Origin of the sequence: Amycolatopsis heterodermiae, assembly GCF_034929455.1 — a bacterium.
In the GTDB taxonomy this organism is placed as follows: domain Bacteria; phylum Actinomycetota; class Actinomycetes; order Mycobacteriales; family Pseudonocardiaceae; genus Amycolatopsis; species Amycolatopsis heterodermiae.
Map to the genome: position 1 here is coordinate 150118 of NZ_JAYFSI010000002.1, position 26378 is coordinate 176495.

General features: G+C 72.5%; 22 protein-coding genes. 8 read left to right on the plus strand and 14 right to left on the minus strand.

What is annotated here, in order from left to right; genetic code table 11:
* Positions 1 to 30 precede the first annotated feature (30 nt).
* Entirely contained in the window at positions 31 to 3303 is a 3273-nt protein-coding gene (locus tag VA596_RS11475; protein ID WP_323326042.1) for a glucodextranase DOMON-like domain-containing protein, read from the minus strand.
* Between the two features lie 123 nt (positions 3304 to 3426).
* Between VA596_RS11475 and VA596_RS11480 the strand changes: the two genes are divergently transcribed.
* Entirely contained in the window at positions 3427 to 3837 is a 411-nt protein-coding gene (locus VA596_RS11480; protein WP_323326044.1) for an ATP-binding protein, read from the plus strand.
* A 115-nt stretch (positions 3838 to 3952) separates the two neighbouring features.
* Here the strand turns inward: VA596_RS11480 and VA596_RS11485 are convergent, their stop codons facing one another.
* The 6 genes from VA596_RS11485 to VA596_RS11510 all read right to left on the minus strand — a co-directional run bounded on the left by VA596_RS11485 (position 3953) and on the right by VA596_RS11510 (position 11753).
* Positions 3953 to 4684 carry a GAF and ANTAR domain-containing protein gene (locus tag VA596_RS11485; RefSeq protein ID WP_323326046.1) on the minus strand — a complete coding sequence of 244 codons (732 nt, stop codon included), beginning with the start codon at positions 4682 to 4684 and terminating at the stop codon, positions 3953 to 3955.
* A gap of 262 nt (positions 4685 to 4946) precedes the next feature.
* Entirely contained in the window at positions 4947 to 5249 is a 303-nt protein-coding gene (locus tag VA596_RS11490; protein WP_323326048.1) for an STAS domain-containing protein, read from the minus strand.
* Entirely contained in the window at positions 5246 to 9322 is a 4077-nt protein-coding gene (locus VA596_RS11495; protein WP_323326050.1) for a SpoIIE family protein phosphatase, read from the minus strand. The genes VA596_RS11490 and VA596_RS11495 overlap by 4 nt, the downstream gene beginning before the upstream one ends.
* 75 nt (positions 9323 to 9397) lie before the next feature.
* Entirely contained in the window at positions 9398 to 9826 is a 429-nt protein-coding gene (locus VA596_RS11500; RefSeq protein WP_323326052.1) for an ATP-binding protein, read from the minus strand.
* The gene (locus VA596_RS11505; protein WP_323326054.1) at positions 9823 to 11400 is read right to left on the minus strand and encodes a PP2C family protein-serine/threonine phosphatase; all 1578 of its coding nucleotides are present in this window, start codon (positions 11398 to 11400) and stop codon (positions 9823 to 9825) included. The genes VA596_RS11500 and VA596_RS11505 overlap by 4 nt, the downstream gene beginning before the upstream one ends.
* The gene (locus tag VA596_RS11510; RefSeq protein ID WP_323326056.1) at positions 11400 to 11753 is read right to left on the minus strand and encodes an STAS domain-containing protein; all 354 of its coding nucleotides are present in this window, start codon (positions 11751 to 11753) and stop codon (positions 11400 to 11402) included. Before VA596_RS11510 ends, VA596_RS11505 begins: the two co-directional genes overlap by 1 nt.
* 167 nt (positions 11754 to 11920) lie before the next feature.
* On the opposite strand from VA596_RS11510, the gene VA596_RS11515 reads away from it, so the two are divergent.
* Positions 11921 to 12304: an STAS domain-containing protein gene (locus tag VA596_RS11515; protein WP_323326057.1), complete on the plus strand. Its 384-nt coding sequence runs from the start codon at positions 11921 to 11923 to the stop codon at positions 12302 to 12304.
* A gap of 8 nt (positions 12305 to 12312) precedes the next feature.
* Here the strand turns inward: VA596_RS11515 and VA596_RS11520 are convergent, their stop codons facing one another.
* Complete coding sequence (locus VA596_RS11520) at positions 12313 to 13524, minus strand: PP2C family protein-serine/threonine phosphatase (protein ID WP_323326059.1); 1212 nt, start codon at positions 13522 to 13524, stop codon at positions 12313 to 12315.
* Positions 13525 to 13605: 81 nt separating this feature from the next.
* Here VA596_RS11520 and VA596_RS11525 point away from each other — a divergent pair, with 81 nt between their 5' ends.
* Entirely contained in the window at positions 13606 to 14265 is a 660-nt protein-coding gene (locus tag VA596_RS11525; protein WP_323326061.1) for a histidine phosphatase family protein, read from the plus strand.
* A 13-nt stretch (positions 14266 to 14278) separates the two neighbouring features.
* On the plus strand, positions 14279 to 14746 hold the full coding sequence (locus tag VA596_RS11530; RefSeq protein ID WP_323326063.1) for a hypothetical protein: 468 nt from the start codon (positions 14279 to 14281) through the stop codon (positions 14744 to 14746).
* Position 14747: 1 nt separating this feature from the next.
* On the opposite strand, the gene VA596_RS11535 is transcribed toward VA596_RS11530, so the two are convergent.
* Genes VA596_RS11535 through VA596_RS11545 form a run of 3 tightly spaced genes read right to left on the minus strand, consistent with a single transcriptional unit; the run spans position 14748 to position 18000 of the window.
* Entirely contained in the window at positions 14748 to 15467 is a 720-nt protein-coding gene (locus tag VA596_RS11535) for an SDR family oxidoreductase (RefSeq protein ID WP_323326065.1), read from the minus strand.
* Positions 15468 to 15516: 49 nt separating this feature from the next.
* A complete protein-coding gene (locus tag VA596_RS11540) occupies positions 15517 to 16362 on the minus strand; it encodes a helix-turn-helix transcriptional regulator (RefSeq protein WP_323326067.1) in 846 nt (281 codons plus the stop codon).
* A 54-nt stretch (positions 16363 to 16416) separates the two neighbouring features.
* Positions 16417 to 18000, minus strand: coding sequence for an alkaline phosphatase D family protein (locus VA596_RS11545; RefSeq protein WP_323326069.1), 1584 nt, complete (start codon positions 17998 to 18000; stop codon positions 16417 to 16419).
* Between the two features lie 154 nt (positions 18001 to 18154).
* Between VA596_RS11545 and VA596_RS11550 the strand changes: the two genes are divergently transcribed.
* The gene (locus tag VA596_RS11550) at positions 18155 to 20380 is read left to right on the plus strand and encodes an extracellular catalytic domain type 1 short-chain-length polyhydroxyalkanoate depolymerase (RefSeq protein ID WP_323326071.1); all 2226 of its coding nucleotides are present in this window, start codon (positions 18155 to 18157) and stop codon (positions 20378 to 20380) included.
* Here VA596_RS11550 and VA596_RS11555 read toward each other — a convergent pair.
* Both VA596_RS11555 and VA596_RS11560 read right to left on the minus strand, forming a co-directional pair.
* Positions 20377 to 20877, minus strand: a complete 501-nt coding sequence (locus VA596_RS11555; protein WP_323326073.1) for a methylated-DNA--[protein]-cysteine S-methyltransferase — start codon at positions 20875 to 20877, stop codon at positions 20377 to 20379. The genes VA596_RS11550 and VA596_RS11555 overlap by 4 nt on opposite strands.
* A 15-nt stretch (positions 20878 to 20892) precedes the next feature.
* Positions 20893 to 21801, minus strand: a complete 909-nt coding sequence (locus VA596_RS11560) for a glycoside hydrolase family 16 protein (RefSeq protein ID WP_323326075.1) — start codon at positions 21799 to 21801, stop codon at positions 20893 to 20895.
* A gap of 341 nt (positions 21802 to 22142) precedes the next feature.
* On the opposite strand from VA596_RS11560, the gene VA596_RS11565 reads away from it, so the two are divergent.
* The gene (locus tag VA596_RS11565) at positions 22143 to 23318 is read left to right on the plus strand and encodes a glycoside hydrolase family 64 protein (protein WP_323326077.1); all 1176 of its coding nucleotides are present in this window, start codon (positions 22143 to 22145) and stop codon (positions 23316 to 23318) included.
* A gap of 55 nt (positions 23319 to 23373) precedes the next feature.
* Positions 23374 to 23586, plus strand: coding sequence for a hypothetical protein (locus VA596_RS11570; protein ID WP_323326079.1), 213 nt, complete (start codon positions 23374 to 23376; stop codon positions 23584 to 23586).
* A 520-nt stretch (positions 23587 to 24106) separates the two neighbouring features.
* Here the strand turns inward: VA596_RS11570 and VA596_RS11575 are convergent.
* Positions 24107 to 24610, minus strand: a complete 504-nt coding sequence (locus VA596_RS11575; RefSeq protein WP_323326081.1) for an ATP-binding protein — start codon at positions 24608 to 24610, stop codon at positions 24107 to 24109.
* Positions 24611 to 24838: 228 nt separating this feature from the next.
* Between VA596_RS11575 and rho the strand changes: the two genes are divergently transcribed.
* Positions 24839 to 25903 carry a transcription termination factor Rho gene (gene rho, locus VA596_RS11580; protein WP_323326083.1) on the plus strand — a complete coding sequence of 355 codons (1065 nt, stop codon included), beginning with the start codon at positions 24839 to 24841 and terminating at the stop codon, positions 25901 to 25903.
* Positions 25904 to 26378: the final 475 nt, after the last annotated feature.

Genomic DNA, 26378 nt, shown 5'->3' on the forward strand with positions numbered 1-26378 from the left:
CCAGAGTGATCTTGAACGTCACCCCCAACGTCACCCCACCGGAACCCCGCGCACCGCGACCGGCCCCCGGGTCGGGTCCAGCTCGGCCGCCTGGTCCACCCCCGCCGGGGTCAGGACGTCCATCGCCTTCGGCGCCGTGGCCGGGTCCGCGCTGCACACCGGGGACGTTCCGCCCGCCGCGCACAGGCCGAACGTGTACTGGCCCGCCGTCGGGGTGAAGGGCCTCGCCTGGTCGGGGGAGTTGCCGTCCTGGCCGGTGAGGACCACCGCGAACGTCCAGCCGGCGGCCGGGGTCCCGAACGCCGACTTCGCGACGCTCACCGTGATGTACCGCGTCGCCTGGGAAGCCTGGACCGACGGCGTGGCCAGCGAGGCGCCCGAAGCGTCCACCAGCGCCGGGTCGGCGAAGCCCTGGACTTCCAGGCGCCTGCTCCACGCGTCGGACGGGGCGATCGTGTACGCCCGGGTCGGGAACGGCGGCGCGGTCGAGGTGACCGTCGCGGCCGGGTCGTGCGCGTAGATCGTCAGGAGCTGGGCGCCCAGCGGGGACCCGAACGTCGGGGTCAGGTCGCGGACCTGGGCGCGGAACACCAGGGTGGTGCCCGAGTCGATGACCTGGAACCGCTGCAGGTCGAACGCGCCGGCGTGGAAGTCGGTCGCGGTCGGGTAGGTGTACGTGCTCGGGCCGTTGTCGTCGCCGTCCGGGTCGGTCCGGTCGAGCAGGACCGTGCCGGTGACGAAGTCCGAGCTGATCGTCCGCTGCGCGTAACCCGTGCCCGCAACGGAGGTCGCCGTTGCGGTGACGACGTTCGCGCCCAGTGGCGTCGGCACCGTCGCGGTGAACGTTCCCGCCGCGGACGCCCGCACCGAAAGGACCGTGGTCGTCCCGGCGTCGGTGGCCGAGACGGCCAGGTCGACCTGGCTGCCCGCGGGCGCGGTGCCCGAAACCGCCGCCGTCGCGGTGGACACCGACGCCGGCGCGTCCAGGGTGACCGCCTGCGCCGCGGGCGGGGCGTGGGTGACGTAGCGGGCGCGGACGTCGGCGGGCTGCTCGGGCAGCTTGCCGTCCGCGACGGCCCGGGCCAGGCGGACCGACTGGGACTGCGCCCAGCTCAGCGGCGCGACCGAGCCGACCGACTGCCCCAGCGTGAACCCGATGGACGCGGTACGCGGGTCCGTGCCGTACGGCGAGGCCGGCACCGCCGGGTTCTCCCAGATCTGCTCGGGGATCAGCCCGGTCCCGCCGGTCTGCGCCCGCATGGCGCGCAGCAGCGCCGCGGCGCCCGCCCGGTCGCCGGTCTGCACGGCCTGCTCACCGCGCTCACCGGCGAGCACCGGCCAGAGGTGCCCGGACCCGGTGTTGGTCGTCGGCCACGGGGTCCCGGTCGGGGCGCAGTTCGTCGGGTCGGGCTCGTAGCAGTCGCCGTAGCCGTCTTCGCTGCCCGGCGCCGACGTGCCGTAGCGGTACCAGCCCGGCCCGGCCGGGGTGTCCCGCTTGATCACGCGGTCGACGACGGCCAGCGACGCCGTGACGTCCGGGTCGTTCGCCGGCAGCACGCCGAGGCGGGTCAGCTCGAGGAACCCGGCGTCGACGACGGCGCGCTGGTCGGCGTCGACCGAGCCGTTGCCCAGGTTGTAGAAGTACTCCGAGTTCGGGTCACCGTTCTTCGTCAGGCGCAGGAAGTACCGGCCGCCGTAGGGACCGGTGGACGTCACCGTCCAGCCCTTGATGCTGCGCTGGAACTGGTCGGCGGTCGCCCGGTAGACGCGGGCGCGCGCCGGGTCGCCGTTGCGGTCGGCGATGACGCCCGCGGCGACGAGGCCGGCGATCTCCGCGGCGATCGTCGAAGGGGAGTAGCCGCCCTGCTCTTCCCAGCGTTCCGAGCCGAACGACGGCCCGTGCGCCACCACGAAGTCCGCGGCCGCGCGGATGTGGTTCGTGTAGAGCGTCCGGTCGCGGTCCAGGCCGGCCTGCAGCGCCATGAGGATCGGGTACGCGCTTTCGTCGAGCTGGTCACCGCCGGAGTCGGGCGCTTTCTTGCCGTTGAGCAGCGAGTTGCGCGGGAACCGGCCGTCCGGCTGCTGCTGGCGCGAGAACAGCCACCGCACGCTCGCCCGCGCCGTGTCGCGGTCGCCGGCGGCCAGCAGGCCGGAGAAGCTTTCGTAGAGGTCGCGGGCGAAGATCTCGCGGTAGGAGCCGAAGTAGACCGGCTTGCCGCCCGGCGCGTCGCCCGCGGACACCGCCTGGCCCCACGGGCTGCCGAGCGACGCGACCACCGCGCCCGGGAACGTCTTGTCCTCACTGGCCTTCAGTACGTTCGCCGACTGGTAGTACGCGTCGGAATCCTTGCCGCGCAAGGGGTTCAGGCCTCGGTCGTAGTCCTGCCAGCCACGCGCGTAGTCGCGGTAGCTCTGGTCGAACGGCGTGCGCAGGCTCGCCCCGGCCGTCGCGACGGCCGCGCGCGCGTCGGCGCCGAAACCCAGCGCGAGCACGGCCGGGCGCCGCGGGGCCAGGTCCAGCTGCGCGGTCTGCACGACGTTGCCGTTCACCGCCGCCGGCGTCGTGTCCGTGAGGCGGTGGTCGCGGTCCAGCTGGGCCAGCCCGTCACCGGCGGTGCCGGCGAACCCGCTGGCCGTGCTCAGGAACCGGTGGTCGGCGCGCAGGGCGGCGGCCAGCGGGGTGCCGTAGTCGCGGGCGGGCGCGCTGGAGACGGTGTTCGTGTCCGCGCTGACCAGCGCGGACGTCGAAGCGTCCACAGTGGCCGTGTCGCCGCCGCCGTTGGCGGGGCCACCACCGCCGTTGCCGTTGATGCTTGCGTCGAACCGCACGTAGACCTTGAGGTCGCGGCCGGAGTCGCGCAGCGGCTCGAGGCGGGTCCGGATCAGGACGCCGGTGCGCGCCGGGTCGGCGAGGTACTCGGTGACCAGCCGGTACTTGCCGCTGCGCGGGGTCGACGTCACCTCGCAGGCCATCCCGCCCGCGCTGGTCCGGACCGTGTAGGTCATGTCGCGCGCCTGCAGGTCGGTGAAGCTGCGGCCGTCGGTGACGGCGAACTGCAGCGTCTCGACGTTCGTGTTGTCGATCACCGGCGCGTAGACGTCCGAAAGCACGCCGTTCGCCACGGTGAACCAGGCCTTGCTGGTGGTGTTCCGCGCCGTGCCCAGGCAGTCCTTGCGGGCCAGGCCGAAGTGCGAGACGGCGCCCGGCCCGGGGTCGGCGGCGGCCGAGGCCACCGGGGCGGGCAGGAGGGTGGCGGCGGCCAGCACCGCACACAGCACCACGGACGACGTCGACCGAGTCATCAGGACATCCGATCACGCCCGCCCGCCGCGCACCAGGTCCGAACGCACCACGCTCGCGGTGAACCGCTGATTGAGAACCTCGGCACGTGGGTAGCAATCCAACAGTCCCCCGAGGAGGTGAATGTGGAAGAGCACGGAACGGACGGGTGGCGCTACCGCGGCACCATTTCCCCACGCACGCTGCCGGGTCTGCGCCGCCATCTCATGTCGTGGCTGCGCCGGAGGGCGGGCGACGAGGTGAGCAGGCAGGCCGAAGACGTCGTGCTGGCGTCCTGGGAGGCCATGGCGAACGTGCTGGACCACGCCTACGGAGGCCGGCCGGGACAGATCGACGTCCGGGCCCGGATCGACGACCAGGTGCTGATCATCACGATCGCCGACGAGGGCAGCTGGCAGGCGCTGGAGGAGAAGGGCGGCCGCGGACGCGGGCTGCGCCTGATCCAGGCCCTGGTGGACGGCCTCGACCTGCGCTCGACCGACGACGGCACGGTCATGACGCTCACGTGGCCGTTCCCGGTCCGGCGCAGCGCCTGAGACCAGGGCCTCACTACCCGGCTTCCCGCCCTGCCGCAGTTGTCGTGAGTGGTTAGGGCGGTTAGAACCGCCCTAACCACTCACGACAACCCGACCACCGACCAAAGCGGACTTACTAGCCTGGCGATCCGCTGGCGGACAGCTCGGCGACGAACCGGGTCGCGACGTCCCGCAGCTTCACGTTGGTGCGCTGGGACTCGGTGATGAGGCGTTGCATCGCTTCGTCGGCGGTGATCCGGTGCACGGCCATCAGGATGCCCTTGGCCTGCTCGATCACCGCCCGCGATCTCATCGCCGCCTCGAGCTCGACGGCCCGCTGCCGGGCGTGGTGGTAGCGGCGGGTCGTGCGCAGCCCGAACGTCACGATCGTGGTGTAGAGCCTCAGCAGCTGGGAGTCGGTTTCGGCGAACCCGTGGTCGCCGTGGCCGAAGAGGTTCAGCGCGCCGCCGAGGTGCTGGTCGACGCGCAGCGGCGCGGCCAGGTAGCTGCCGACCCCGATGCTCGTGGCGTACTCGGTGAACTCGGGCCACACCCGCCCGGCCGTGGCGAGCGGGACCCGGACGATCTCGCCGGTCGACGCCGCCTGCAGGCACGGGCCTTCACCCGCCGCGTACTGGACGCGGTCGATCTCGGCGGCGCGGTCGTCGGTGGCGGCGGCGGTCTCGGGCTCGCCGTCGCGGATCGCGGTGATGCTGGCCATGTCGGCGCCGGGGATGGCGCGGACCGCCTCCGCGCAGACGACTTCGAGGATCTCGTCGGCGGGTTCGCTCTCCAGGGCACCGGTGAGGTCCGCCATCGCGGCGGTCAGCTCGTCGAGGTCCTCGGCCGGGATCGGCGCACCGCTCATGCTCGTCTCCGTCCGGGCGGCTGCGGGTCAGGGGTCGAACCGCTGCTGCTTCAACGGATCCGGCCGAAACCCTACCCGCGCCCGTCGCGTCCTCCGCAACACCGGGCCCGATACGGCGGTGGCACCGGCCCGGGGCTCACTGCTGAACACCGTGGGTTGACTGCCGGGGAGCCACCTCGCGACCACCGGTGGTGCAACCCACCCTTCCGGCCGCCGCTGCTCCTCGCGTACCCAGGCGGGTTCCGTTCCAACCCCGGAGGGCTCAGCGGATCGTGACCTTCGCGACCCGGGTGAGGCCCGACACCTGCAGGACGCGGCCGAGCAGGCGGGGCGCCACCAGCCGGAGGTCGTGCGCGTCCGCGCGGTCGAACAGCACGGCGACCCCCGCGCTGTCGAGGTAGGTCACGGCGGTGAGGTCCACCGTGACGGCGGCCCCCGCCGCCAGCTCGCGATCCAGCGCGGAGCCGAACTCCGCGGCGTTGCTCATGTCGATCTCACCGGTCACGGTCAGGATCCGGTCTCCTTCGTCGCCCGGGCCGGGGACCAGCGTGAGTGCCGTCGTCACGAACCGATTCTCCATTCCAGGGTGACGGTGGTGCCCTCGGTGTCGTGCCGGACGGTGACCGCGTCGGCCAGCGCCTCCATCATCGGCATGCCGCGCCCGCGCAGCACCCGGTTGTCCGGCGGCGGCTGCTTCCAGCGGCCGTGGTCGGCGATCGTGACGACCAGGTGCGCGCCGGTGAGCCGCACGGACAGCTGCGCGTTCGGCCCGGTCCCGCTCGAATAGGCGTGCTCCACGGCGTTGGCGCAGGCCTCACCCGCGGCGACGAGCACGTCCTGCTCGAGGTCCTCGCCGAGGCCGGCGCTGGCCAGCCACGCCCGCAGCCAGTGCCGGGTCGAGGCGAGACTCTCCGGGTGCGCCTCGAACTCCATGGTCAGCGGCGGCACGGTCCGGCGGTAGAGCAGCAGCGCGACGTCGTCCTCGTAGCCGTCGGCCGGCCGCAGCGAGCTCATCAGGGTGCTCGCCAGGTCGGAGAGCTCGGCGTCGTGCGCGTCGTGGGCGACCCCGTTCGCGCGGTCGATCCCGTCGTCGAGCGGCTCGCGGCGGCGTTCGACGAGCCCGTCGGTGTAGAGCATCAGCAGCGAACCGATGGGGACGACGGCCGTGGCCTCCGGCCGGGGCCCGGGGACCCGCACCGCGAGCGGGACGCTGCCGCCCGCGTCGAGGGATTCGGCCGTGCCGTCCGGGTGGATCAGGGTCGCGGGCGGGTGCCCGGCGCTGCTGTAGGTGAGGGTGCCGGTGGCCGGGTCGAGGACACCGCAGAAGACGGTGGTGCACAGCGCGTCCGGCACCTGGAGGGCGAAGCGGTCCAGCGCGGTCAGGGTGTGCGACGGGCTGCTGGCCTCGAGCAGCAGCGCCCGGCAGGCGCTGCGCAGCTGGCCCATCACGGCCGCCGCGGCCAGGCCCCGGCCGACGCAGTCGCCGACCACGATGCCGATGCGGTCGTCGTCGAGGGTGATCACGTCGTACCAGTCGCCGCCGACCTCCAGCGGCGGCGTCGCCGGTTCGTAGCGCACCGCGAACCCGTCCGGGAGCCCGGCCGGGCCGAGGATCGAGCGTTGCAGGGCGAGGGCGACCTCGCGCTGCTGGTCGTCGCGGTGGGCGCGGCGCAGGGCGTGCGCGAGCGTGCCGGCCAGCAGGGCCAGCAACGTCTGGTCCTCGGTGCCGAGCGGCCGCCCGGCCGCGGGCTCCACCCAGAGCGTCAGCTGCCCGCCGGGGTGGTCGAGGGTGGTGCCGACGGCCGATCCCGCCGGCGCCGCGTGCAACGCGGGCAGCGACCGGATCCGGTCGAGCGTTGCGCGCACCGGCGCGGCGAGCCCGGTCCACCGCCGGTCGGCGGGGTCCGTGGAGACCAGCTCGGGTTCGCCGGCACGGGGCCAGGTCACGGCGAGCACCCGCTCGGCCCGCCACAGGTCGCGCAGCAGTGCCACCGCCGCGTCGAGCACGTCCGGGACGCCGCTCAGCCCGGCGAGGCGCTGGTTCATCGCCGCGAGCGCGCTTTCCCGCTGCACGGCGTAGCGCTCCGCGGTCACGTCGCGGATCGTGCCGACGAGCCGGCGGCGGCCTTCGTCGTCGTGCAGCATGTTGTAGGTGGACGCGGTCCACACGCGGTGGCCGTCGCGGTGCCGCATCGGCAGCACGAAACTGCCGGTGGGCTCGGCCTTGGTCCGCGCGAGGGCGTCGAGAACCTGCTGGTGTCCCACGGGATCCACGTCCGCGACGGGCAGCCAGGGGAACGGCTGGGTGTAGGGCAGGCCGTCCGCGCCGTAGCCCAGCAGCTCGGTGAACGCGGTGTTGATCTCGACGATCCGCCCGTCGGCGTCCCCGACGAAGAACCCCTCCTGCAGCGAGTCGATCATCGCCGCGCGCCACCGCGTGTGCTGCGTGCGCAGCCGGGCGAGCTGGATCGTGGTGCGGACCCTGGCGAGCAGTTCCCGCGCCGAGAACGGCTTCACGAGGTAGTCGTCGGCGCCGGCGGCCAGCCCGTCGACCGCGGCCTCCTGCCCGGCCCGCGCCGAGAGCAGGAGCACGGGTACGGCCTCCGTGCGCGGGTCGCCGCGCAGGTGCGCCAGCAGCTCCAGGCCGTCCATCCGGGGCATCATCACGTCGCTGACGATCAGGTCCGGCGGGTCGGCGGCCGCGGCGGCCAGCGCCTCGGAGCCGTCGCGCACGGACGTCACGGCGTACTCCTCGCGCAGCAGCCGGGTGAGGTACCCGCGCATGTCGGCGTTGTCGTCGGCGACCAGCACCCGCGCGCCGGTGAGCGCGGCCGGGACGGCCTCGTCGTCCGGTCCGGGCAGCCAGCGCAGGGCTTCCGCGACGAACGGCTCCACGGTCTCGACGGCGATCCCGGTGCGCACGGGCCCGGGGGCGACCTGGTCGGCGGGCAGGTGGCGGGTGCCCAGCGGCAGCCGGATCCGGAACGCCGTGCCGGCGCCGGGGGAGCTGTCCGCCGTGATGTCGCCGCCGTGCATGCCGACCAGCTCGCGCACCAGCGCCAGGCCGATCCCGCTGCCCTCGTCCGAGCGCGCCCGCGCCGACGGGATCCGGTGGAACCGCTCGAACAGCCGGGAGATCTCCTCGGCGGCGACGCCGATCCCGGTGTCCGACACGGTCACCACGGCGTGGCCGCCCTCGCGGCCGGTGTGCACCCGGATCGTGCCGTCGAAGGTGTACTTGACCGCGTTGGACAGCAGGTTGAGGACGACCTTCTCCCACATCCCGCGATCGACGTGCACCGGCTCGCCCCAGGACTCGCCGCCGACCTCGAACGCCAGCCCGGCCCGCTCGACGGCGGCGCGGAACACGCTCGCCAGCTCCGCGGTGAACTCCGGCAGGTCGACCGGCTCGTACCGGGCCTGCATCCGGCCCGCCTCGATCCGGGAGAAGTCGAGCAGGTTGTTCACCAGCCGCCCGAGCCGCACGGCGTTGCGGTGGATGACGTCGATCTCCTCGCGCACCGCCGGATCGGCGTCGCCGAGCCGGTCCCGCAGCTCGGCCGCGGGCCCCATGATCAGCGTGAGCGGCGTCCGGAACTCGTGGCTGACGTTGGAGAAGAACGTCGTCTTCGCCACGTCCAGCGCGGCCAGGTCCTCGGCGCGCTCCTGCTGGACCTGGTAGGCGACGGCGCCGTTGACCAGCGCCGTGGTCTGCTGGGCGACCAGCCCGAGGAACGTCCGGTAGGACTCGTCGACGGCGTGCCCGGCGCTCGCGGCCAGCACGATCACCCCGGTGGCCGGGCCGCCCGCGTCCCCCGGCAGCGGCAGGACCACGGCTTCGGCGGGTGGTTCGGACCAGTCGCCCGACAGCAGCTCGCCGAACTTCGCGGTCAGGCCGGACACGGTCCGCGGGACGCCGTCGGCGAGCACCTCGGCGAGCGGCCAGCCTTCCGCGTCCCCGGAACCGCCGGGGGTGACGGCGGCGAGGGTGAGCTCGTCGGTGCCCGCGCGGCGGACGTGGATCGCGGCGTACGGGACGTCGGCCCCGGCGCGGCCCAGCACGTCGGCCACCAGCTCGCAGGCTTCGGTGACGGTGCGGGCGATCCCGGCCCGCGCGCCGAGCTCGCGCAGCGCGGCGAGGCGGCGCTCGCCGATCACGCGCTCGGTGGTGTCGGTGCACGCGGTGAACACCGCCCGCACGACCCCGTCGTCGTCGTGCAGCGGGCTGTAGGAGTACGTCCAGTACGTCTCTTCCCAGTAGCCGTGCCGGTTGATCGGCAGCAGCATGTCCTCCGACCAGGTCGCCTCACCGGTCTCCATCACCCCGGCCAGCATCGGCCCGATGATGTGCCAGATCTCGGACCAGACCCGCGCACCCGGCTTGTCGAGCGCCGGGTGCTTGGTGCCGAGCAGCGGCAGGTAGGCGTCGTTGTAGAGGAACCGCAGATCGGGTCCCCACCAGACGATCATCGGGAAGCGGGACGTCAGGCAGATCCGCACCGCCGTCGTCAGGCTCGGCGGCCAGTTCTCCGGACCGCCCAGCGGTGACGAAGCCCAGTCGAACTCCCGCATCCGCGCCGCCATCCGGCTGGTTCCGGGAAAAGCGGAACGGTGGGCGGATTCCTCGGCGACGGTCATCACTCTCCCGGATCGGGGCCCAGGCAAAGCCTACCCGGGGCCCGCCGGGCGCGCCGGTTGCCACCCGCCGTGGTGTCAGGCCGGCGCGAGGTCCTCGGACCAGCTCATCGTGATCGTCGTGCCGTCCTCGCGGTGGACCTGGGCGCACTGGTCGGCGAGGCTGTCGATGAGCAGGAGCCCGCGGCCCCGCAGGCCGTTCGTCGCCACCGGGGCCTGCCAGGTCCCGTAGTCGGTGACCGTGACGGTCAGCCGTCCCGCCAGCCACTCGGCCCGCACGTCGACGTACCCGGCTTCCCGGTCGCGGTAGGCGTGTTCGGCGGAGTTGGCCATCGCTTCGTAGCCGGCGAGGACGACGTCCTCGGCGCGTTCGGCGTCCAGGCCGAGCTTGCGCACCCAGTCGGCCAGGGCCTCGCGCAGCTCCGGCAGCCGGTCGGCGAGCGCGACCGTGCGCCGGTGGAACGGCGCCGGGGACGTCGGGGCGCCCGGGGGGAGGGGGTCCGTCATGTGCCGTCCTCTCCGCGGTGACGCACGTGGATCAGCGCGATGTCGTCGTCGTGTCGCCCGTGCGTGAGCTCCTCGACGAGGGCGTCCCACGCCGCGTCGAGGTCCGTGGCGGCCAGCAGGCCGGGGATGCCCGCCAGCAGCCACTCGATGCCCAGGGTGAGGTCGCGGGTGCGGCTCTCGACCAGGCCGTCGGTGTAGAGCACCAGGTCGGCGCCCGGCGGGAAGGTGGTGCTGCGCTGGGGAAACTCCGCGCCGACGCCCAGCGGCTGCGCCAGCGCCTCGCCGAGCTGCTCCGCCTCGGCGCCGGGCCGGACGAGGATCGCCGGCAGGTGCCCGGCGTTCGCGTAGGTCAGCGTGCCGTCCGTTTCGTGGACGGCGTAGAAGCAGGTCACGAAGCTCGCGCCGAACAGCCCGCCGGTCAGCTCCGAGACGTTCCGCAGCACCTCCGACGGCGCCAGCTCCAGCAGCGCGTAGCACCGGATCGCCGTCCGGACCTGGGCCATCACGGTCGCGGCGGTGACGCCGTGGCCGACGACGTCGCCGATCACGTACGCGGTCGCGCCGGACGGGAGCCGGAGCACGTCGAACCAGTCGCCGCCGACCTTCGTCCCGGTGGCCGCGGGCAGGTACCGGGTGAGCACGTCGGCGCCCGGGACGTCCGGCGCGACCGGCAGCATGCTGCGGGACAGCTCGGTGACCAGGGTGCGTTCGCGCTCGTACAGGCGGGCGTTGTCCAGCGCGATGGCGGTGTACCCGGCGATGCCCTCGGCGAGGTACTCGTGCCGTTCGGTGAACCGGCCGGTTCCGGGGTGGCCGAAGAAGAAGCCGCCCAGCACCTCCCCGGTGGTCGGGCTGACCGCCGACACCGCCAGGTAGCTGCGGACCGGCAGGTGCCCCTCGGGCATCCCGCGGTAGGGCGCGTTCTTGCCGAACCGCGGGTCCGCCGTGATGTCGGGGCTGCGGACGGTGCCGGTGCCGTCGAAGGTCGGGCCGAACACCGCGGTGTTGCGCGGCATCGGGAACCGCTCGAACGCCTCCCGCGGCACGCCCGACAGCGTGTAGAGCGTGTAGGACTCGCCGACATCGTTGACAAGGTTGTAGAAGAACGCGCCGAAGGCCGCGCCGGTCGCCTTCGTCGCGGCGTCGGTCGCGTCCTGCACGATCCGGCCGAGGTCCAGCTGGGCGGTCAGCTGACGGCCGACCGAGTGCAGCGCGTCGATCACCGCGGCGTCACCCTGCAGCCGCAGCACGGTGTCCGCCAGGTCGGCGGTGGCGGCCTGGACGGCGGCGGCGACGGCCTCGGGCAGGCCGCCGACCTCGGCCCCGGTGTAGACCAGCGTGCCGCCGTCGTGACCGCCGGTGACCGCGACCGCGGCGGTGACCGCCCGGCCCGGCAGCAGGCCCGCCAGGACCGCGGGCTCGGTCACGGCCGCGGTGACGCCGTCGCCGAGCAGGGCGCGGGCCTCGGCCGGGCCCAGTGGCTTCAGCTCGGTGCCGACCGGTTCGCCCGCCCCGTCGACGAAGGCCCGGCGCACGGCGTCGAGTACGGCGTCGAAGGGGGGCGGGGGCGGCATCAGGGACTCAGCGCGTCGGTCAGCGACGGGAAGACGGCGAGCTCGTCGGTCAGCCGCGTCAGCTGCAGCGGGCGCAACGTGATCCGGCTGTTCGCCACCACCCGCAGCGGGGCGGAACCGGAGTCGCCGCGGTGCGCCCGCACCAGCTCGGCCATCCCGGCCGAGGCCAAGAAGGTGACGTCGGTCAGGTCGATGACCAGCACCGCCGGTTGCTGCCGGGAAGCGCGGTCGGCGAACTGCCGCAGCTTCGGCGCGAGAGCGAGGTCGAGGGCACCGCTCACCCGGAGCACCGCCGCGCCGTCGCGCTGCTCCAGGACGACGGTGCCCGCGGCACTCGCGTCCGTTTCGGCCATGGTCACCATCCTGCCTGTTCGCGGGCGCGACGCAAACCCGGAGGGTGCTGACGCGGCGGGCGCGCGGTGCTACGGGCATGATTGGTCCTGGTTGAGCAGACAGCCTTCGTGATCAAGCGCGCCCGCCGGAGGTTCCGGTGGCGCCGCCGAGGGCGGGAGAGAACACCATGACCGAGAACACCCACACTGCGGGCTCTCCGGCTGCTGTGCCATTCGGGGCGTTCAGGATCGCCCGAACGGAGCAGGACGGCGCGGTCGTCCTGGACGTCTCCGGGGACGTCGACACCACCACCGCGCCCGCCGTGGTCCAAGCCGCCGACGAAGCACTGGCCGCGGCTCCGAGACTGCTCGTCGTCGACCTGAGCAACGTCGAGTTCCTGGCGTCGCCGGGACTGACCGCGCTCCTGATGATCCACCGCAACGCCGGGCCGGGCACCACGGTGCGGATCGTCGCGACCGGCCGGGCGACCCTGCGGCCGATCCAGCTCACCGGTCTCGAGGACAGCCTTTCGCTGTTCCCGACGCGGGAGGCGGCGCTGACGGCGTCCTGACCGCCCCTTCAGCGGGCGTGGCGGTGGACGACGAGCAGCGCGACGTCGTCCTGCGCCGGCCGGGAGCCGATCATCGTGGCCATCACCCGGGCGCACACGCGCTCGGGTTCCCCGGCCCGGACCGCGTCCGCGAGCTCGGTCATCCCGTCGTCCACCGGCCGGTCCCGGCGTTCGACGAGCCCGTCGGTGTAGAAGGCGAGCACCCCGTCGACCGGCAGCCCGACCACGGTGGTGCGCCGCGCGGGCCGGCCGATGGACAGCCCGATCGGCGGGTCCACGGGCACCGTCACCAGCCCGCCCGGCTCACCCGGGGGCGCCAGCACCGGCGGCAGGTGCCCGGCCAGGGACAGCCGCAGTGCCTCCCGCCGCGGGTCGATGATCCCGTAGGCGACGGTGGCCATCGCGCCGTGCTCGAAGTGGTTGGCCTTGCGGTCGAGCTTCCCGAGCGTCTCGGCCGGGTCGTCGCAGTCGAGGGCGTAGGCGCGCAGGGCGCTGCGCAGCCGTCCCATGATCACGGCCGCCTCGAGGCCGTGCCCGGAGACGTCGCCCATCACGATGCCGACCCGGTCGCCCGGGAGCGGGAAGAGGTCGTACCAGTCGCCGCCGAGCCCGGCTTCGGCGCCGGGCACGTAACGGGCGGCGAAGGCGAGGCCGGCCACGTCGGGGAGCCGGTCGGGCAGCAGGCTGCGCTGCAACGCCATGGTGGCGGTGCGGTTCTCCTCGAGCACCTCGACCTGGATCGCCATGGCGAGCCGGTCGGCGAGCAGCTGCAGGGTGCCGATCTCGGCCTCGGAGAACCGCCGCGGCCGGACCGAGCCGACGTGCAGCACGCCGACCAGGTCGGTACCGGCGACCATCGGCACGCCGAGCATGGCGCGCAGGCCGCGTTCCCACAGCAGGGAGTTCACGACGGTGGTCTCGTCGACGTGGTCGAGCACCACGGGCTCGCGGTCGCGGGCGACCCGGCCGGCGAACCCGGTGCCGACCGGCACGCGAACCCCTTGGTGGACCTCTTCTTCGATGCCCGCGGCCGCGATCGCGACGAGCTGCTCCCCGCCCTCCTGGTAGCGGAGCACGGTCGCGGTGTCGACGTTCAGCACCCCGCGGACGCGGTCCAGCGTCTCGGCCAGCACCGCGGTCAGCCCGAGGTGGCCGGAGGGGGCGCCGATGATCGTCTCCAGCAGCTGCAGCCGGTCCTGGCCGTCGAGGCTCCGCGACATGGACCGACCCTAGCCGGACGTCCCGGGCGGGCCTAGGCGTCCCGGGTTTCGGCGGCGGGTTCCCCGGGGTACCAGCCGCGCGTGAAGGTCGACCTGGAGTGGGTGGGGTTGCTGCGGCACGGCGAAAGCACGGGCAACGTGGCCCGGGAGGCGGCGGAGACGGCCGGCGTCGAGGTGATCGACCTCGCCGAACGCGACGCCGACGTGCCGCTGACCGCCCTGGGCCGGGACCAGGCCGAGGCCGCGGGAGCGCTGTTCGCCGGGCGGCCGCCGGACGTCGTGGTCACCTCGACCTACCGCCGCTCCTGGGACACCGCCCGGCTGGCCGCGCCCGCCGGGGTGGCGATCGTGCCCGACGAGCGGTTGCGCGACCGCGAGCTCGGCGTCCTGGACCTGCTGACCACGCGCGGCGTCCGCGAGCGCTTTCCCGAGGAGGCCCGGCGCAAGCGGCGCCTCGGCCGGTTCTACTACCGGTTACCGGGCGGCGAGTCCTGGGCCGACGTCGTGCTGCGGGTGCGGCCGCTGCTCGCCGAGCTGAGCGCCGAACGGCCGGGCGCGCGCATTCTGTTCTGCGCGCACGAGATGACGGTGTTCGCCCTCCGCTACCTCCTGGAGGGCGTGCCGGAACCCGACCTCATGCGCGCGGCCGCCACCACGGCGGTCCCCAATGCCTCGCTGACCACCTGGGAACGCGACGGCGACGGCGGTTTCTCGATGGTGCGCGCGCAGGAGACGGCGTAGGGTCCCGCCGACCATGACGTCCGCAGCGGGCCACCGGCTCCTCGCCTTCCTCCGCGCCCTCCCGGCGGCCACGACGTGGACCGTGGTGACCGACGAGATCGGTGACCTGTCGCGGTGGCGGCTGAGCGGATCGACGTGGCGGGCCGTCGTGGACGTCGAGCCGCGGCGCTGGCTCGGGATGCAGTTCGAGGCGTGGGAACCGGCGACCGGCCGGCGCGCCACCTACGACATCGACACCGACCTGTACGACATCTCGCGGGACGAGCAGCGCGAATTCGCCGGCGAGATCGAGCGCGACATCCTCGAATTCCTCGGCAACCTGAGAAACCGGGCCGTATTGCGCGGAACCGACGGGTCGAAGTTCGTGCTCGTCTTCCCCCAGGACGGCGCTCAGGTCCGCGTCGTCCGGGGGCGCTTCATGACCACTGTGTCCACTCGCGCCGCCGCGTGGACCGGCGGTGCCCTCGTCCCGGTGGCGTGACCTAGCGCTGGGCGGCCGGCCGGACCACGAGCTCGTTGACGTCGACGCCGTCGGGCTGCCCGATCGCGTACGAGATCGCCGCGGCGATGGCGTCCGGCGGCATCGCGTGCGCGCGGTAGGCGACCATCGCCTCCTTCGCGCCCGGCTCGGTGATCGTGTCCGCCAGCTCGGACTCCACGACGCCCGGCGAGATCGTCGTGACGCGCAGGCTCGGGTCGGACTCCAGGCGCAGGCCCTCGGTGATCGCCCGGGCCGCGTGCTTCGTGGCGCAGTAGACCGCCGCCGTCGGCACCACCTCGTACGCGCCGGTGGAGGCGATCGTCACGAAGTGGCCGCCACCTTGGCGCTCGAAGTGCGGCAGGGTCGCGGCGATGCCGTGGAGCAGGCCGCGGACGTTCACGTCGAGCATCCGGTCCCACTCGTCGACGTGCCGGGAATCCAGGCGGGACAACGGCATCACGCCGGCATTGGCGACGAACACGTCGATCCGGCCGTGGTCGCGCACCGCCGCGTCGGCGAAGGCGGCGACGTCGTCGCGGTCGGTGACGTCCAAGGCGTGCACTTCGGCCCGGCCGCCCGCCGCCCGGATCTGCTCGGCGAGCGCGTCCAGGCGGTCCTTGCGCCGGGCGCCGAGCACGACGTGGTGGCCTTCGGCGGCCAGCCGCACCGCGGTGGCGTGGCCGATGCCGCTGCTGGCACCGGTGATGAGGACGACCTTCATGGAACTCCTTTCGGGCAGCACGAAACAAACTGTCCATTGTGGAATAAAATCAGCGGTTGACGTTCTGTGGAGCGCTTTCGGCGGTCAGGCTGCCCAGCAGCGTCAACGCCGCTTCCGACGGGCTGCCCGGTTCCGCCTGGTAGACGACCAGCTGCTGCCCGGGCGCGCTGTTCACCGTCAGCGCCTCGTAGCTCAGGGTCAGCTCGCCGACCAGCCGGTGGCGGAACCGTTTGGTCTCCTGGGTTTTCTGCCGGATGTCGTGGCGCGCCCACAGCGTGCGGAACGCCTCGCTCTTGACCGACAGCTCGCCGACCGTCTCGATCAGCCGGGGGTCGTCGGGGTCGATCCCGGCCGCCGCCCGCAGGCCGCCGACGGTGTTGACCGCGACGCGCTCCCAGTCCGGGTAGAACTCGCGCGCGTCCGGGTCGAGAAACACCAGCCGGACCAGGTCGCCGCTGTGGGTGTGCCCGTCGAACAGCGCCTTCCCCAGCGCGTTGTGCGCCAGCACGGTCAGGCACCGGCCGAGGACGACGGCGGGGGTGCCCGGCCAGCCGTCCATCAGCCGCAGCAGGTTCGGGCCGACCTGTTCACGCCGTCGCGGCCGGCGCCGGGGCGCCGCGGCCGGGCGGCCCAGCCGGTGCAGGTGGTCGGTGGCCTCGCCGTCCAGGTCCAGCGCCCGCGCCAGCGCGTCGAGCACCTGCGCCGACGGGTGCCGTTCGCGGCCCTGCTCCAGCCGCACGTAGTAGTCGGTGCTGACGCCCGCCAGCAGCGCGACCTCTTCGCGGCGCAGGCCCGCGACCCGGCGCCCGCTCCCGGCGGGCAGGCCGAGATCGGCCGGGCGCACCTGCGCGCGGCGGGCCCGGAGGAACTCCCCGAGCGCGTTTTCCCTGGCCATGATCCGAGGCTAACCCGGATCCGGCGGGGGAGGGTGGCCGCGCCGCACCCACCCTCAGGTGAGCCGGATCGTCGCCCCGTCGGCGAGCCCGTCACCGTCGGGCTGCTGCAGCGTGGCCCACGCGGTGCGCCCGTCGACGTCCAGCGTCATCACGGCGTTGCCGAAGTGCGGCCCCGAAACGCAGCTCCACGTCAGGTCCGTGGGCGGGACGCCGGCCCGGCGCGCGAACCACCCGGTCAGCCCGGTCAGCCACCGCGCCCAGCCGAGCCGGAACACGCGGTTCATGTACCAGGGCACGGTGTTGTGCATCGGCGAGCAGGTGAGCTGGTGCACCGGCGCGGCGTGGCCCACCGGGAACTCGGCCCGCGCGACGTAGGCGTGGTGGACGTCGCCGGAGAGCACGTTGACCGAGGCCGCGCCGTCGTCGGCGACCCGGGCCAGGAGCTTGCCCAGCCTGTCGAACGAAGCGCGGAACGCCGGCCAGTGCTCGAGGTCGGCGAACTGCCGGAACCACTCGGCCGCCCGGCCGAGGAGGCCCCGCCGCTCGCAGAGACGCTCGTTGACCGACTGGGCGTACGACAGCGCGGTGGGCAGCAGCCACGGCAGCGACGTGCCGACCAGCAGGTGGTCGAACTCGCCGGCGGCCTGCTGTTCGATCCAGGCGAACTCGTCCTCGCCGATCATCGAGCGCACGCCGCCGTCGAGGATCCGCCCGGCCCGCGAGTCGATCACGAGCAGCCGGACCGGGCCGAAGTCGCGCCGGTAGGACCAGCGGGTGCCCTTGGCGCCGTCGGCCTCCCGGTCGGCGTGGTCGGCGAAGGCCCGCAGCAGCTCCGCGTTGTCCGTCCCGGACGTCGTGACCTGCTGGAAGGTCTTGTCACCGGCCAGCTCGTCCGGGCCGAGGTTGCCCAGGTGCTGGTAGATCCAGTACGACACCAGCGCGCCCCGGATCCGTTCCGGCCACCACGACGTGCGGGCCATCTCCGCCCGCCAGGCCTGCGAGGTGTTCCAGTCGTCGCGGACGTCGTGGTCGTCGAAGATCATCGACGTCGGCAGCGTGGACAGCAGCCAGCGCACCGCCGGGTCGGACCAGGCCTCGGAGTAGAGGTGGCAGTACTCCTCGAAGTCGGCGACCTCGGTGCCGGGCGCCTTAGCGGTGTCACGCCGGCTCGCGAGCCACTTCTGCGTGTCTTCGGTCGTCTCGTCGGCGTAGACCTGGTCACCGAGCAGCACCAGCGACTCCGGCCACTCCTCCTCGTCGAGCCGGGCCATGCGGCGCGCGTACGCGGCGAGCGCGTCCTGGCCCAGTGCGTCCTGCTCACGCGGCTTGCGGCAGGAGCCGAACACCAGCCGGAAGCGGGAGTCGCCGGGGGAGAGGGTGCGGATCCGGCTCGGCGGCAGGTCACCGCCGGGCTCGGGCCAGACGACGTCGCCGTCGAGCCGGACCTCGTACGGCGTGCTCCGCGCCGGCTCGAGGCCGGTGAGCACGACGAGGGCGTAGTGGTGGCCGGCGACCTCGAACGTGCGGGCCGAGGCGTCGCCGGCGCCGACCTCGCACGGGCCGTCCGTCTCGACCCAGATCGTCGCCGAGGTGTCGTCGACGTGCCGGAGGAGGGGGCCCAGGAGCAGCGCGGTCATCGGCTGATCCTCTCAGAACCGGGCCGCCCCGGCCGATCGGTTCCGGAGCGCGGTCGAAAGGTTCCGAAACGTGGCGAAACTCGTTGACCGGCTCGCCGGTGGCGGCCAACGATCGTCCTTGCTGCGCGCGCCCTGCTCCCCGAAAGGAACCCCAGTGAGAAGACTGCTCACTGTGCTGCTGGCCGCCGTCGTGCCGGTGGTCGCCGCGGTCGTGCTGCTCGCCGCGCAGCCCGCGTCCGCGGCGTCGCTGACCCGCGTGACGAACTTCGGCACCAACCCCAGCAACCTGAACATGTACGCCTACGTCCCGGACCGGGTGGCGGCCAAGCCGGCGCTGCTGGTCGCGCTCCACTACTGCACCGGCTCGGCCTCGGCGGTCTTCAACGGCTACGCCCGCGACTACGTCACCGCGGCCGACCAGTACGGCTACGTCATCGTGTTCCCGGAGGCCACGCGCAGCGGCACCTGCTTCGACGTTTCGTCGCAGCAGGCCCTGACCCGCGGCGGCGGCAGCGACCCGGTCGGCATCCTGTCGATGGTCGACTACGCGAAGCAGCACTACAACGTCGATCCGTCCCGGGTCTACGTCACCGGGTTCTCCTCGGGCGCGATGATGACGAACGTGCTCGCGGCCGAGTACCCGGACGTGTTCGCCGCCGGCTCGGCGTTCATGGGCGTGCCCGCCGGCTGCTTCGCCACCACCGACGGATCGGGCTGGAACTCCCAGTGCGCCAACGGCCAGGTGAGCAAGACCGCGCAGCAGTGGGGCGACCAGGCCCGCCAGATGAGCGGCGGCCGCAGCGGCCCGTTCCCCCGGATGCAGCTGTGGCACGGCACCGCCGACGACACCCTGCGCTACCCGAACTTCGGCGAAGAGGTCAAGCAGTGGACCAACCTCGCCGGGGTCAGCCAGACGGCGTCGGTGACCGACCAGCCGCAGTCCGGCTGGACCCGCGCCCGCTACGGCGGCACCGGCGTCCAGGCGCCGGTCGAGGCGATCAGCGTCCAGGGTGCCGGGCACACGCTGCCGCAGAGCGGCATGGTCGGGTACGCGATCTCGTTCCTCGGCCTGAACAGCGGCGGCACGACCACCACGCCGCCGCCGACCACGACGACGTCGGCCCCGCCCGCCGGGACGACCCTGGGCGGCGCGGCGGCGCGGACCGGCCGGTACTTCGGCACGGCCGTCTCGGCGAGCAAGCTCTCGGACAGCGTCTACACCGGGATCCTGAGCCGTGAGTTCAGCATGATCACGCCCGAGAACGAGATGAAGATCGACGCGACCGAGCCGAACCAGGGCCAGTTCTCCTACACCAACGCCGACCGGATCGTGGCCCAGGCGAAGAGTCAGGGTGCGCAGGTCCGCGGGCACACGCTGGCCTGGCACTCGCAGCAGCCCGGCTGGATGCAGGGCATGGAGGGCTCGGCGCTGCGCACGGCGATGCTCAACCACGTCACGCAGGTCGCAACCCACTACCGCGGCCAGCTCTACTCGTGGGACGTGGTGAACGAGGCGTTCGCGGACGGCAGTTCCGGCGCCCGCCGCGACTCCAACCTGCAGCGCACCGGCAACGACTGGATCGAGGCGGCGTTCCGCGCCGCGCGGGCGGCCGACCCGGGCGCGAAGCTCTGCTACAACGACTACAACACCGACGACTGGGGCCAGGCGAAGACCCAGGCCGTGTACCGCATGGTCCAGGACTTCGAGAGCCGCGGGGTGCCGATCGACTGCGTCGGCTTCCAGTCGCACTTCAACAGCAACAGCCCGGTGCCGTCGAACTACCAGACCACGCTGCAGAACTTCGCGAGCCTCGGCGTGGACGTCCAGATCACCGAGCTGGACATCGAAGGTTCGGGCACCGCGCAGGCGAACAGCTTCTCCACGGTGACCAAGGCCTGCGTCGCCGTGGCCCGCTGCAACGGCATGACGGTGTGGGGCATCCGGGACACCGACTCCTGGCGCGCGTCGGCCACGCCGCTGCTGTTCGACGGCAGCGGAAACAAGAAGGCCGCCTACACCGCGGTCCTCGACGCGCTGAACGGCGGCACCACCACACCGCCGCCCACGACGACCACACCGCCGCCGACCACCACGACCCCGCCGCCGTCGGGCGGGTGCACCGGGACCTACACCAAGACCGCGGAGTGGAACGTCGGCTTCAACGGGCAGGTTTCGGTGTCCGGCTCGAACAGCTGGGTGCTCACGATCACCTTCCACGCACCCCAGAAGGTCATCGGCAGCTGGAACTACACCGGCACCTGGGACAGCACCGGGTACGTGCTGACCGCGCGGCCCAACGGGAGCGGCAACGTCATCGGGTTCACCGTCGAGCACGGCGGGAACCTGACGGCGCCGACCGTGACCTGCTCGGCGAGCTAGAACAACCGGCCGACCTCGTCCGCGGGCGGTTCCTCCAGGCTCAGGAGGAACCGCTTGCGGGTGAGGCCACCGGCGTACCCGGTCAGGCCGCCGCTCGTGCCGACCACGCGGTGGCACGGCACGATCACGCTGATCGGGTTCCAGCCGTTGGCGTTCCCGACCGCCTGCGCGGCGCCGGGGTCGCCCAGCTCGGCGGCCAGCTGCCCGTAGGTGCGGGTCTCGCCGTACGGGATCTTCGTCAGCAACGCCCAGACCTGCTTCTCGAACGCCGAGCCACGCGGCGCGAGCTCGAGGTCGAACTCGCGCCGCGTGCCCGCGAAGTACTCGGCGAGCTGCGCCTCCGCGGCTTCGAAGCCGTCGTCGACCCGGGGCCCGTGGTCGGTGAGGCGCGGGGTGCGCAGGTGGCCGTCGAAGTAGAGGCCGAGCAGCGCGGCACCCTCGCCGACCAGGGTCAGCGGTCCCACGGGCGAGTCGATGACGGTGTGCCGGACGCTCATCGCGCCAGCCTAGCGTCAGCTGGTGCCGACCTTCACCGAGAGCGAGTCGATGCTCATTTCGGCGCCCGGGGTGATGTCGGCGGACGGGCTCGTGCAGCCGCAGACCTTGTTCGGGTACGAGCCGCCGATGGCGACGTCGAAGATGACGAAGAACCCGTGGTCGACGGCGGCCTTCCAGGTCGCGTCGGACACCTGGTTCTGCTTCACGGAGTAGGTCTGGTTGCCGTCGAGGTAGAAGCGCAGCTCTTCGGCGGCGGCGTCCCGGCGGTCGATCACGACCGAGTAGGAGTGGTAGCCGTCCTGACAGCCCGGGCAGTCCTGCAGGTCGCTCGTGATGCCGTCCGGGTCGTGGCACTCGCCCTGCCACTGTCCACAGTGGAACGTCGTGGAGTGCTTGCTGAGCGCGTTGACGTCCTCCATGATGTCGAGCTCGCCGATGCTCGGCCAGTTCGTCGCGCCGACCGGCCGCGCGTCGGCGCCCATGGCCCAGAACGCCGGCCAGTAGCCGAGCCCGCTCGCCGGGGACGGCTGCTTCAGCGTCGCGCTGATCTCCGCCTGCCCGCCGGCCGGGGCGCCGAAGTCGGTCCGCTGCGTCTCGATCCGCCCGGACGTCCAGTTGCCCGCGGCGTCGCGCACCGGCTTGATGGCGAGGTGGCCCGCGCCGTCGTGGTAGACGTTCCCGGTCGAGTCCGTCGCCGTCTCGATCTCGCCGGTGCCCCAGGCGCCCGCGCCGCCCGGGTAGCCGGTTCCCTTGTCGTAGAGCCAGTCCTGGGTGTTCAGGCCGGTGCCGGCGGCGCCGTCGAAGTCGTCCTGGAACACGGTGGTCCAGGTCTCCGCGGCGGACGTCGTCGCGGGCGCGAGGAAGGGCAGTGATAACGTTGCCATCACGGCGGTCAGGCGCAGGAAACGCTTGCTGGGCTGCATGGGGTCCGCTTTCTCTGTATCTTGCCGGAAAAGGGGAGGCGTCCACCTGCGAGGCCGTCCACTGTCACTCGTGGTTTCCGGGGAAGTCAAGGCCCCTGCCCGGAATTACCCGTGACCCGGTACCCGGGGGCAGTGCCGCACCGGGATTGTTTGAAAAAATTCCGCGCGGGGCATCGCGCGCGCTGGATGCGACGGTGGTCTAGACCTACCTTGGAGGGGTTGTCAGGCCCCTGGGCGGCGGTCATAGTTTGTTGGCGTCCACAACGAACTGCGAGCGCGGCTGGTGCGTCCATTATGGAGCACGCCGCGTGTTTCCGTTAGCCCTCAAAGTGGAGGACGACATGATTTCGCGCCGCTCGTTCCTGAGCCTCTCGGCGGCCACGCTCGCCACCGCCACCGTGCTGCCCCTGGCCGCACGCACGGCGTCCGCGGCCACGCCCGCGACCTTCGGCCTGAAGCTGGTGAACAACTCCGGCTCCGGAACCGTGTACGCCTACGTCACCGGCACGACTCCCGACGGCCGGCTGGTCCTGCTGCGCGCCGACGGTTCGCCGTACTACCCGGACTCGCCCGGCGCCGCGCACACGCCGCTGCCGGAGGACTGCGCCATCCCGGTCGGTTCCGGGGCCCAGGTCTCCGTGCCCAAGATGGGCGGCGCGCGGGTGTACGTCGTCACGGACGCGAAGCTGGACTTCTTCCTCGACCCGGGGCCGGCCCTGGTGCACCCGAGCTTCCTGAACCCGGACGACCCGAACTTCCAGAAGAACTGGTCGTTCAGCGAGTTCACGTTCAACGACGAGCAGCTGTTCGCCAACATCAGCTACGTCGACTTCGTCGGCATCCCGATGGGGCTGTCGCTGACGACGTCCGGCTCGGGCACGAAGACCGTCAACGGGCTGCCCTCGGGCTCGCTGGACGCGATCTCTTCGGAGCTGTCGGCGTTGGGCGGGAACTGGCCGGGGCTGGTGCAGACCGGCGGCGGCGGGAACCTGCGCGCGCTGTCGCCGCACCACCACGCCGACCAGTTCGGCGGCTACCTCGACGGCTACATCGACCAGGTCTGGCAGAAGTACGAGGGCACGGACCTCGTGGTGGACTCGCAGAACCCGGGGCTGGGCACGTTCACCGGGCGCGTCTCCGGCGGCCAGCTGGTGTTCGGGGCCGAGTCGTTCGCGAAGCCGGCCACGGCCGACGTCTGGAGCTGCGACAGCGGCCCGTTCGCCATCCCGCAGGGGGCGAGCGACGCGCGCAAGAGCATCGTCCCGCGCCTGGCGGCGGCGCTGAACCGCACGACGCTGCTGGACAACGCCAACCAGCCCACGGCGGAGGACCCGGCGAAGTTCTACCAGGGTGACGTCACGAACCACTACGCCCGCATCGTCCACGCGAAGCTGCCCGACAACCGCGGCTATGCGTTCCCGTACGACGACGTCAGCCCGGGCCCGGACTTCAGCGGCGCGGTGTTCGCGGGCGACCCGGACGTGCTGACGATCACGGTGGGTGCCACCCATGGCTGAGCCCGTGCGACCGGGCCGTTCAAAAAGTGTCGGTGGTGACGGTTAGCCTCATGACATGAAAACGGACGACGCGACGGTCCCGGCGGACCAGCTGACCAAGGGCCAGTGGTTCTGGCACGAGCCCGCGCCGGGGCTGCCCGCGTGGCAGCTACAGGTGAATTCGGCGGACATCCTGGGGGATTCCGTCGAAATCTTCACCACGGACGAGGAGCGCGAACTGGTTTCGTACCCGCGCAACCGCCTGGTCCGGCTGGCCAACGCGGCCTGAGTTTCCCCCGAAGCGCGGTGGGCCGAGGTCCGGCCCACCGCGCTTCACAGCTTTAGCGGCTTGGTCACACACCGCAACGCTCTCGGTGAGCGATGACGGGGTGACTGACGGTATCGACCCGGTTCTCGGCGTTCTTTTGTCTTGCTCAATTCCCCAGTTTGCGGCTGCGGCTCGCGGCTCGTCGCTTCGCCGAACGGGGCGAGAGGTCCGTAGGCCGGCGGCCACGCTTTCTGCCGGTATTGGAGCCGGTGTGCCGTGCTTGCCGCTCCGCTTGTAGGTCGCTCCCGCGTGCGTTAAGGGCGCCAAGGTTTGCTGCGGAGCTTCAGGCTGTCCCGGTTGTGCGGGGCCGCCGTGCTTGCCGCTCCGGCTTCAGACCAGTCCCTGCTGCCACTTTGTCGCTGCGGGTTCCGGCCGTTGCTCGCGTGCCGTAAATCCGCCGAAGATGCGTCCCGGTTTGCGGGCCGCGCCCGTGCCTGGTGAGGCCGCCAAGCACGCCCGCCGGGCTTGCTCGGCCTCGGACTCAGGCCGCTCCCGCGTCCCGCAGGGCTGCTGGCCGCCAGGTCATGCTGACTCGGGTGCCCTGCTCGCTGGTGTCGATCTCGGACTGGTCCGTGACCTTGTCGATCAGCAGCAGGCCGCGGCCGCCCGAGGTGCGCAGGGCTGCGGAGCGGGGGCGGGTCGCCGGGATGCCGCAGCCCGTGTCGGTGACCGTCACCGTGATCGCGTCACCCACTCGGGTCGCCTGCAGGCGGGCCCAGCCGTGGCCGTCCGGGTAGGCGTGGGCCGCCACGTTCGCCAGCGCCTCGTAGGTCGCCAGCGTGATGTCGTGCGTGCTCGCCGGGTCGAGCGGCAGCTCGGACAGCCAGCGGATCAGCTTCCGGCGCAGGTCGGCGACGTCGTTGGGCAGTGCCGGCGCGAGCTCTTCGAAGGTCGAGGTGACCACGGTCGCGGCTCCTTGGGGAAGGGGGCCGGGGGAGGTGGTCCAGACGGTGTCGACCTCGGGTTCGGGGGTGTGTCGTTGCACGATGTGCTCCCATCCGTCGGCGACGTTCGGCGTGTTCCCCAGGAGACCTACCCACCGCCGCGGATTCTCACGCGTTGTGCTCCGCGGAAACTCCGGCTACAGTGAAGGTGCTCCTCGCGGATGTCGGCCCTCTGGCCGCCCGGAGGAAGCTCCCGGATCCAGGCCGATCGGCCTCTTTCCTTTCGTTCACGGCCCCTCTCGGCCGTGCCCTCATTCAGGAGTAAAACCATGCCTTTTCACGGAATCCTTGACGTACAAGGAAAATCCGCCTTCGTCCGCGCCGGCTACCGGCGGGCCGACGGCGACGTCACCCTCCCGCTTGCCGTCGTCCGCAAGCACAAGCTGCGCACCGGCGACGAAATCACCGGCACCGCCGAAGAAATCATCAGCGTCGACGGCGCCAACCCGGCCGCATCGAGGCCGCACTTCGACGACCTCGTCCCGGTGCACCCGGACGAGCGACTGCTGCTCGAAACCACGCCGGCGCGGGTGCTGACCCGCGTCATCGACCTCGTCACCCCGATCGGCAAGGGCCAGCGCGCGCTGGTCGTCTCACCGCCGAAGGCGGGGAAAACCACGGTGCTGCGCGAAATCGCGCACGGCATCGCCACCAACCACCCCGAGTGCCGGCTGATGGTGCTCCTGGCCGACGAGCGCCCGGAGGAGGTCACCGAACTGAGCCGGACCGTGCGCGGGGAGGTGATCGCGTCCACTTTCGACCGGCCGCCCGCCGAGCACGTCGCGGTCGCGGAACTCGCGGTCGAGCGAGCCAAACGCCTGGTGGAGCGCGGCGAAGACGTCGTGCTGCTGCTCGACTCCCTGACCCGCCTCGGCCGCGCGTACAACCTTTCGGCGCGCCCCTCCGGCCGCACCCTGTCCGGCGGCGTCGACGCGGCCGCGCTGCAGCCGATGAAGCGCATCCTCGGCGCCGCAAGGAACGTGGAGGGCGGTGGCTCCCTCACGATCATCGCGACGGCCCTGGTGGAAACCGGCTCCCTCGCCGACACGGTGTTTTTCGAAGAGCTGAAGAGCACCGGCAACGCCGAGCTCAAGCTGGACCGGCGCACAGCAGAACGCCGAGTCTTCCCAGCAGTCGACTTGGCCGCCTCGGGCACCCGGCGCGAGGAACTGCTGGTCACCCCGGGCGAACTCGCGGCCATGCGGGACGTCCGCCGGGCCCTGCAGGGCCCGCACGCGGTCGAGCAACTGCTGGACCAGCTCCGCAAGACAGGCTCGAACGCCGAGTTCCTGCTACGCGTGACCGGGGCGGCAGCGCTGCCCGAGGCCGCCTGAGCTTCGCTGCCGCACCCGCCGAGTTGCCTGTGTATGCTCAGCCGCTGCGCATCTGGTTGGCGCACTGAGAATGCCCGTGTGCTCGTCTTGGTTGGAGCGCGCAGGTCACTACATGCGCTGTGGCCAATCAAGGGCTGCGCGCTCGCCGATCCGGGCCGGGTCGCCCGCGGCCGACAAGCTCGGCAGACCGGGCCAAGCCGCGAGCCAGCCCGTTATGCCGCTCGGCCCCGAGCATCTTCAGCCGCTGCAAGTCCGCCAAACTGCTCAGCTGGCCGCTGTGGGCTGGCTTGGCCGCCGCGGCGCTTGCTCAGCTCACTTCGAGGCCGGTCAGGTGCCGATCAGCTTCAGCCGCTGTAGCGCCAACCTGGCTCGGCTAGCCCTTGTGGGCCCACCTCGGGCCGCCTTGAGCCCACCGAAGACGCCGCGCCTCTGCTGCAGCACCCGCTCATTTCCGCGCGCCCGCTCGGATCGCGGC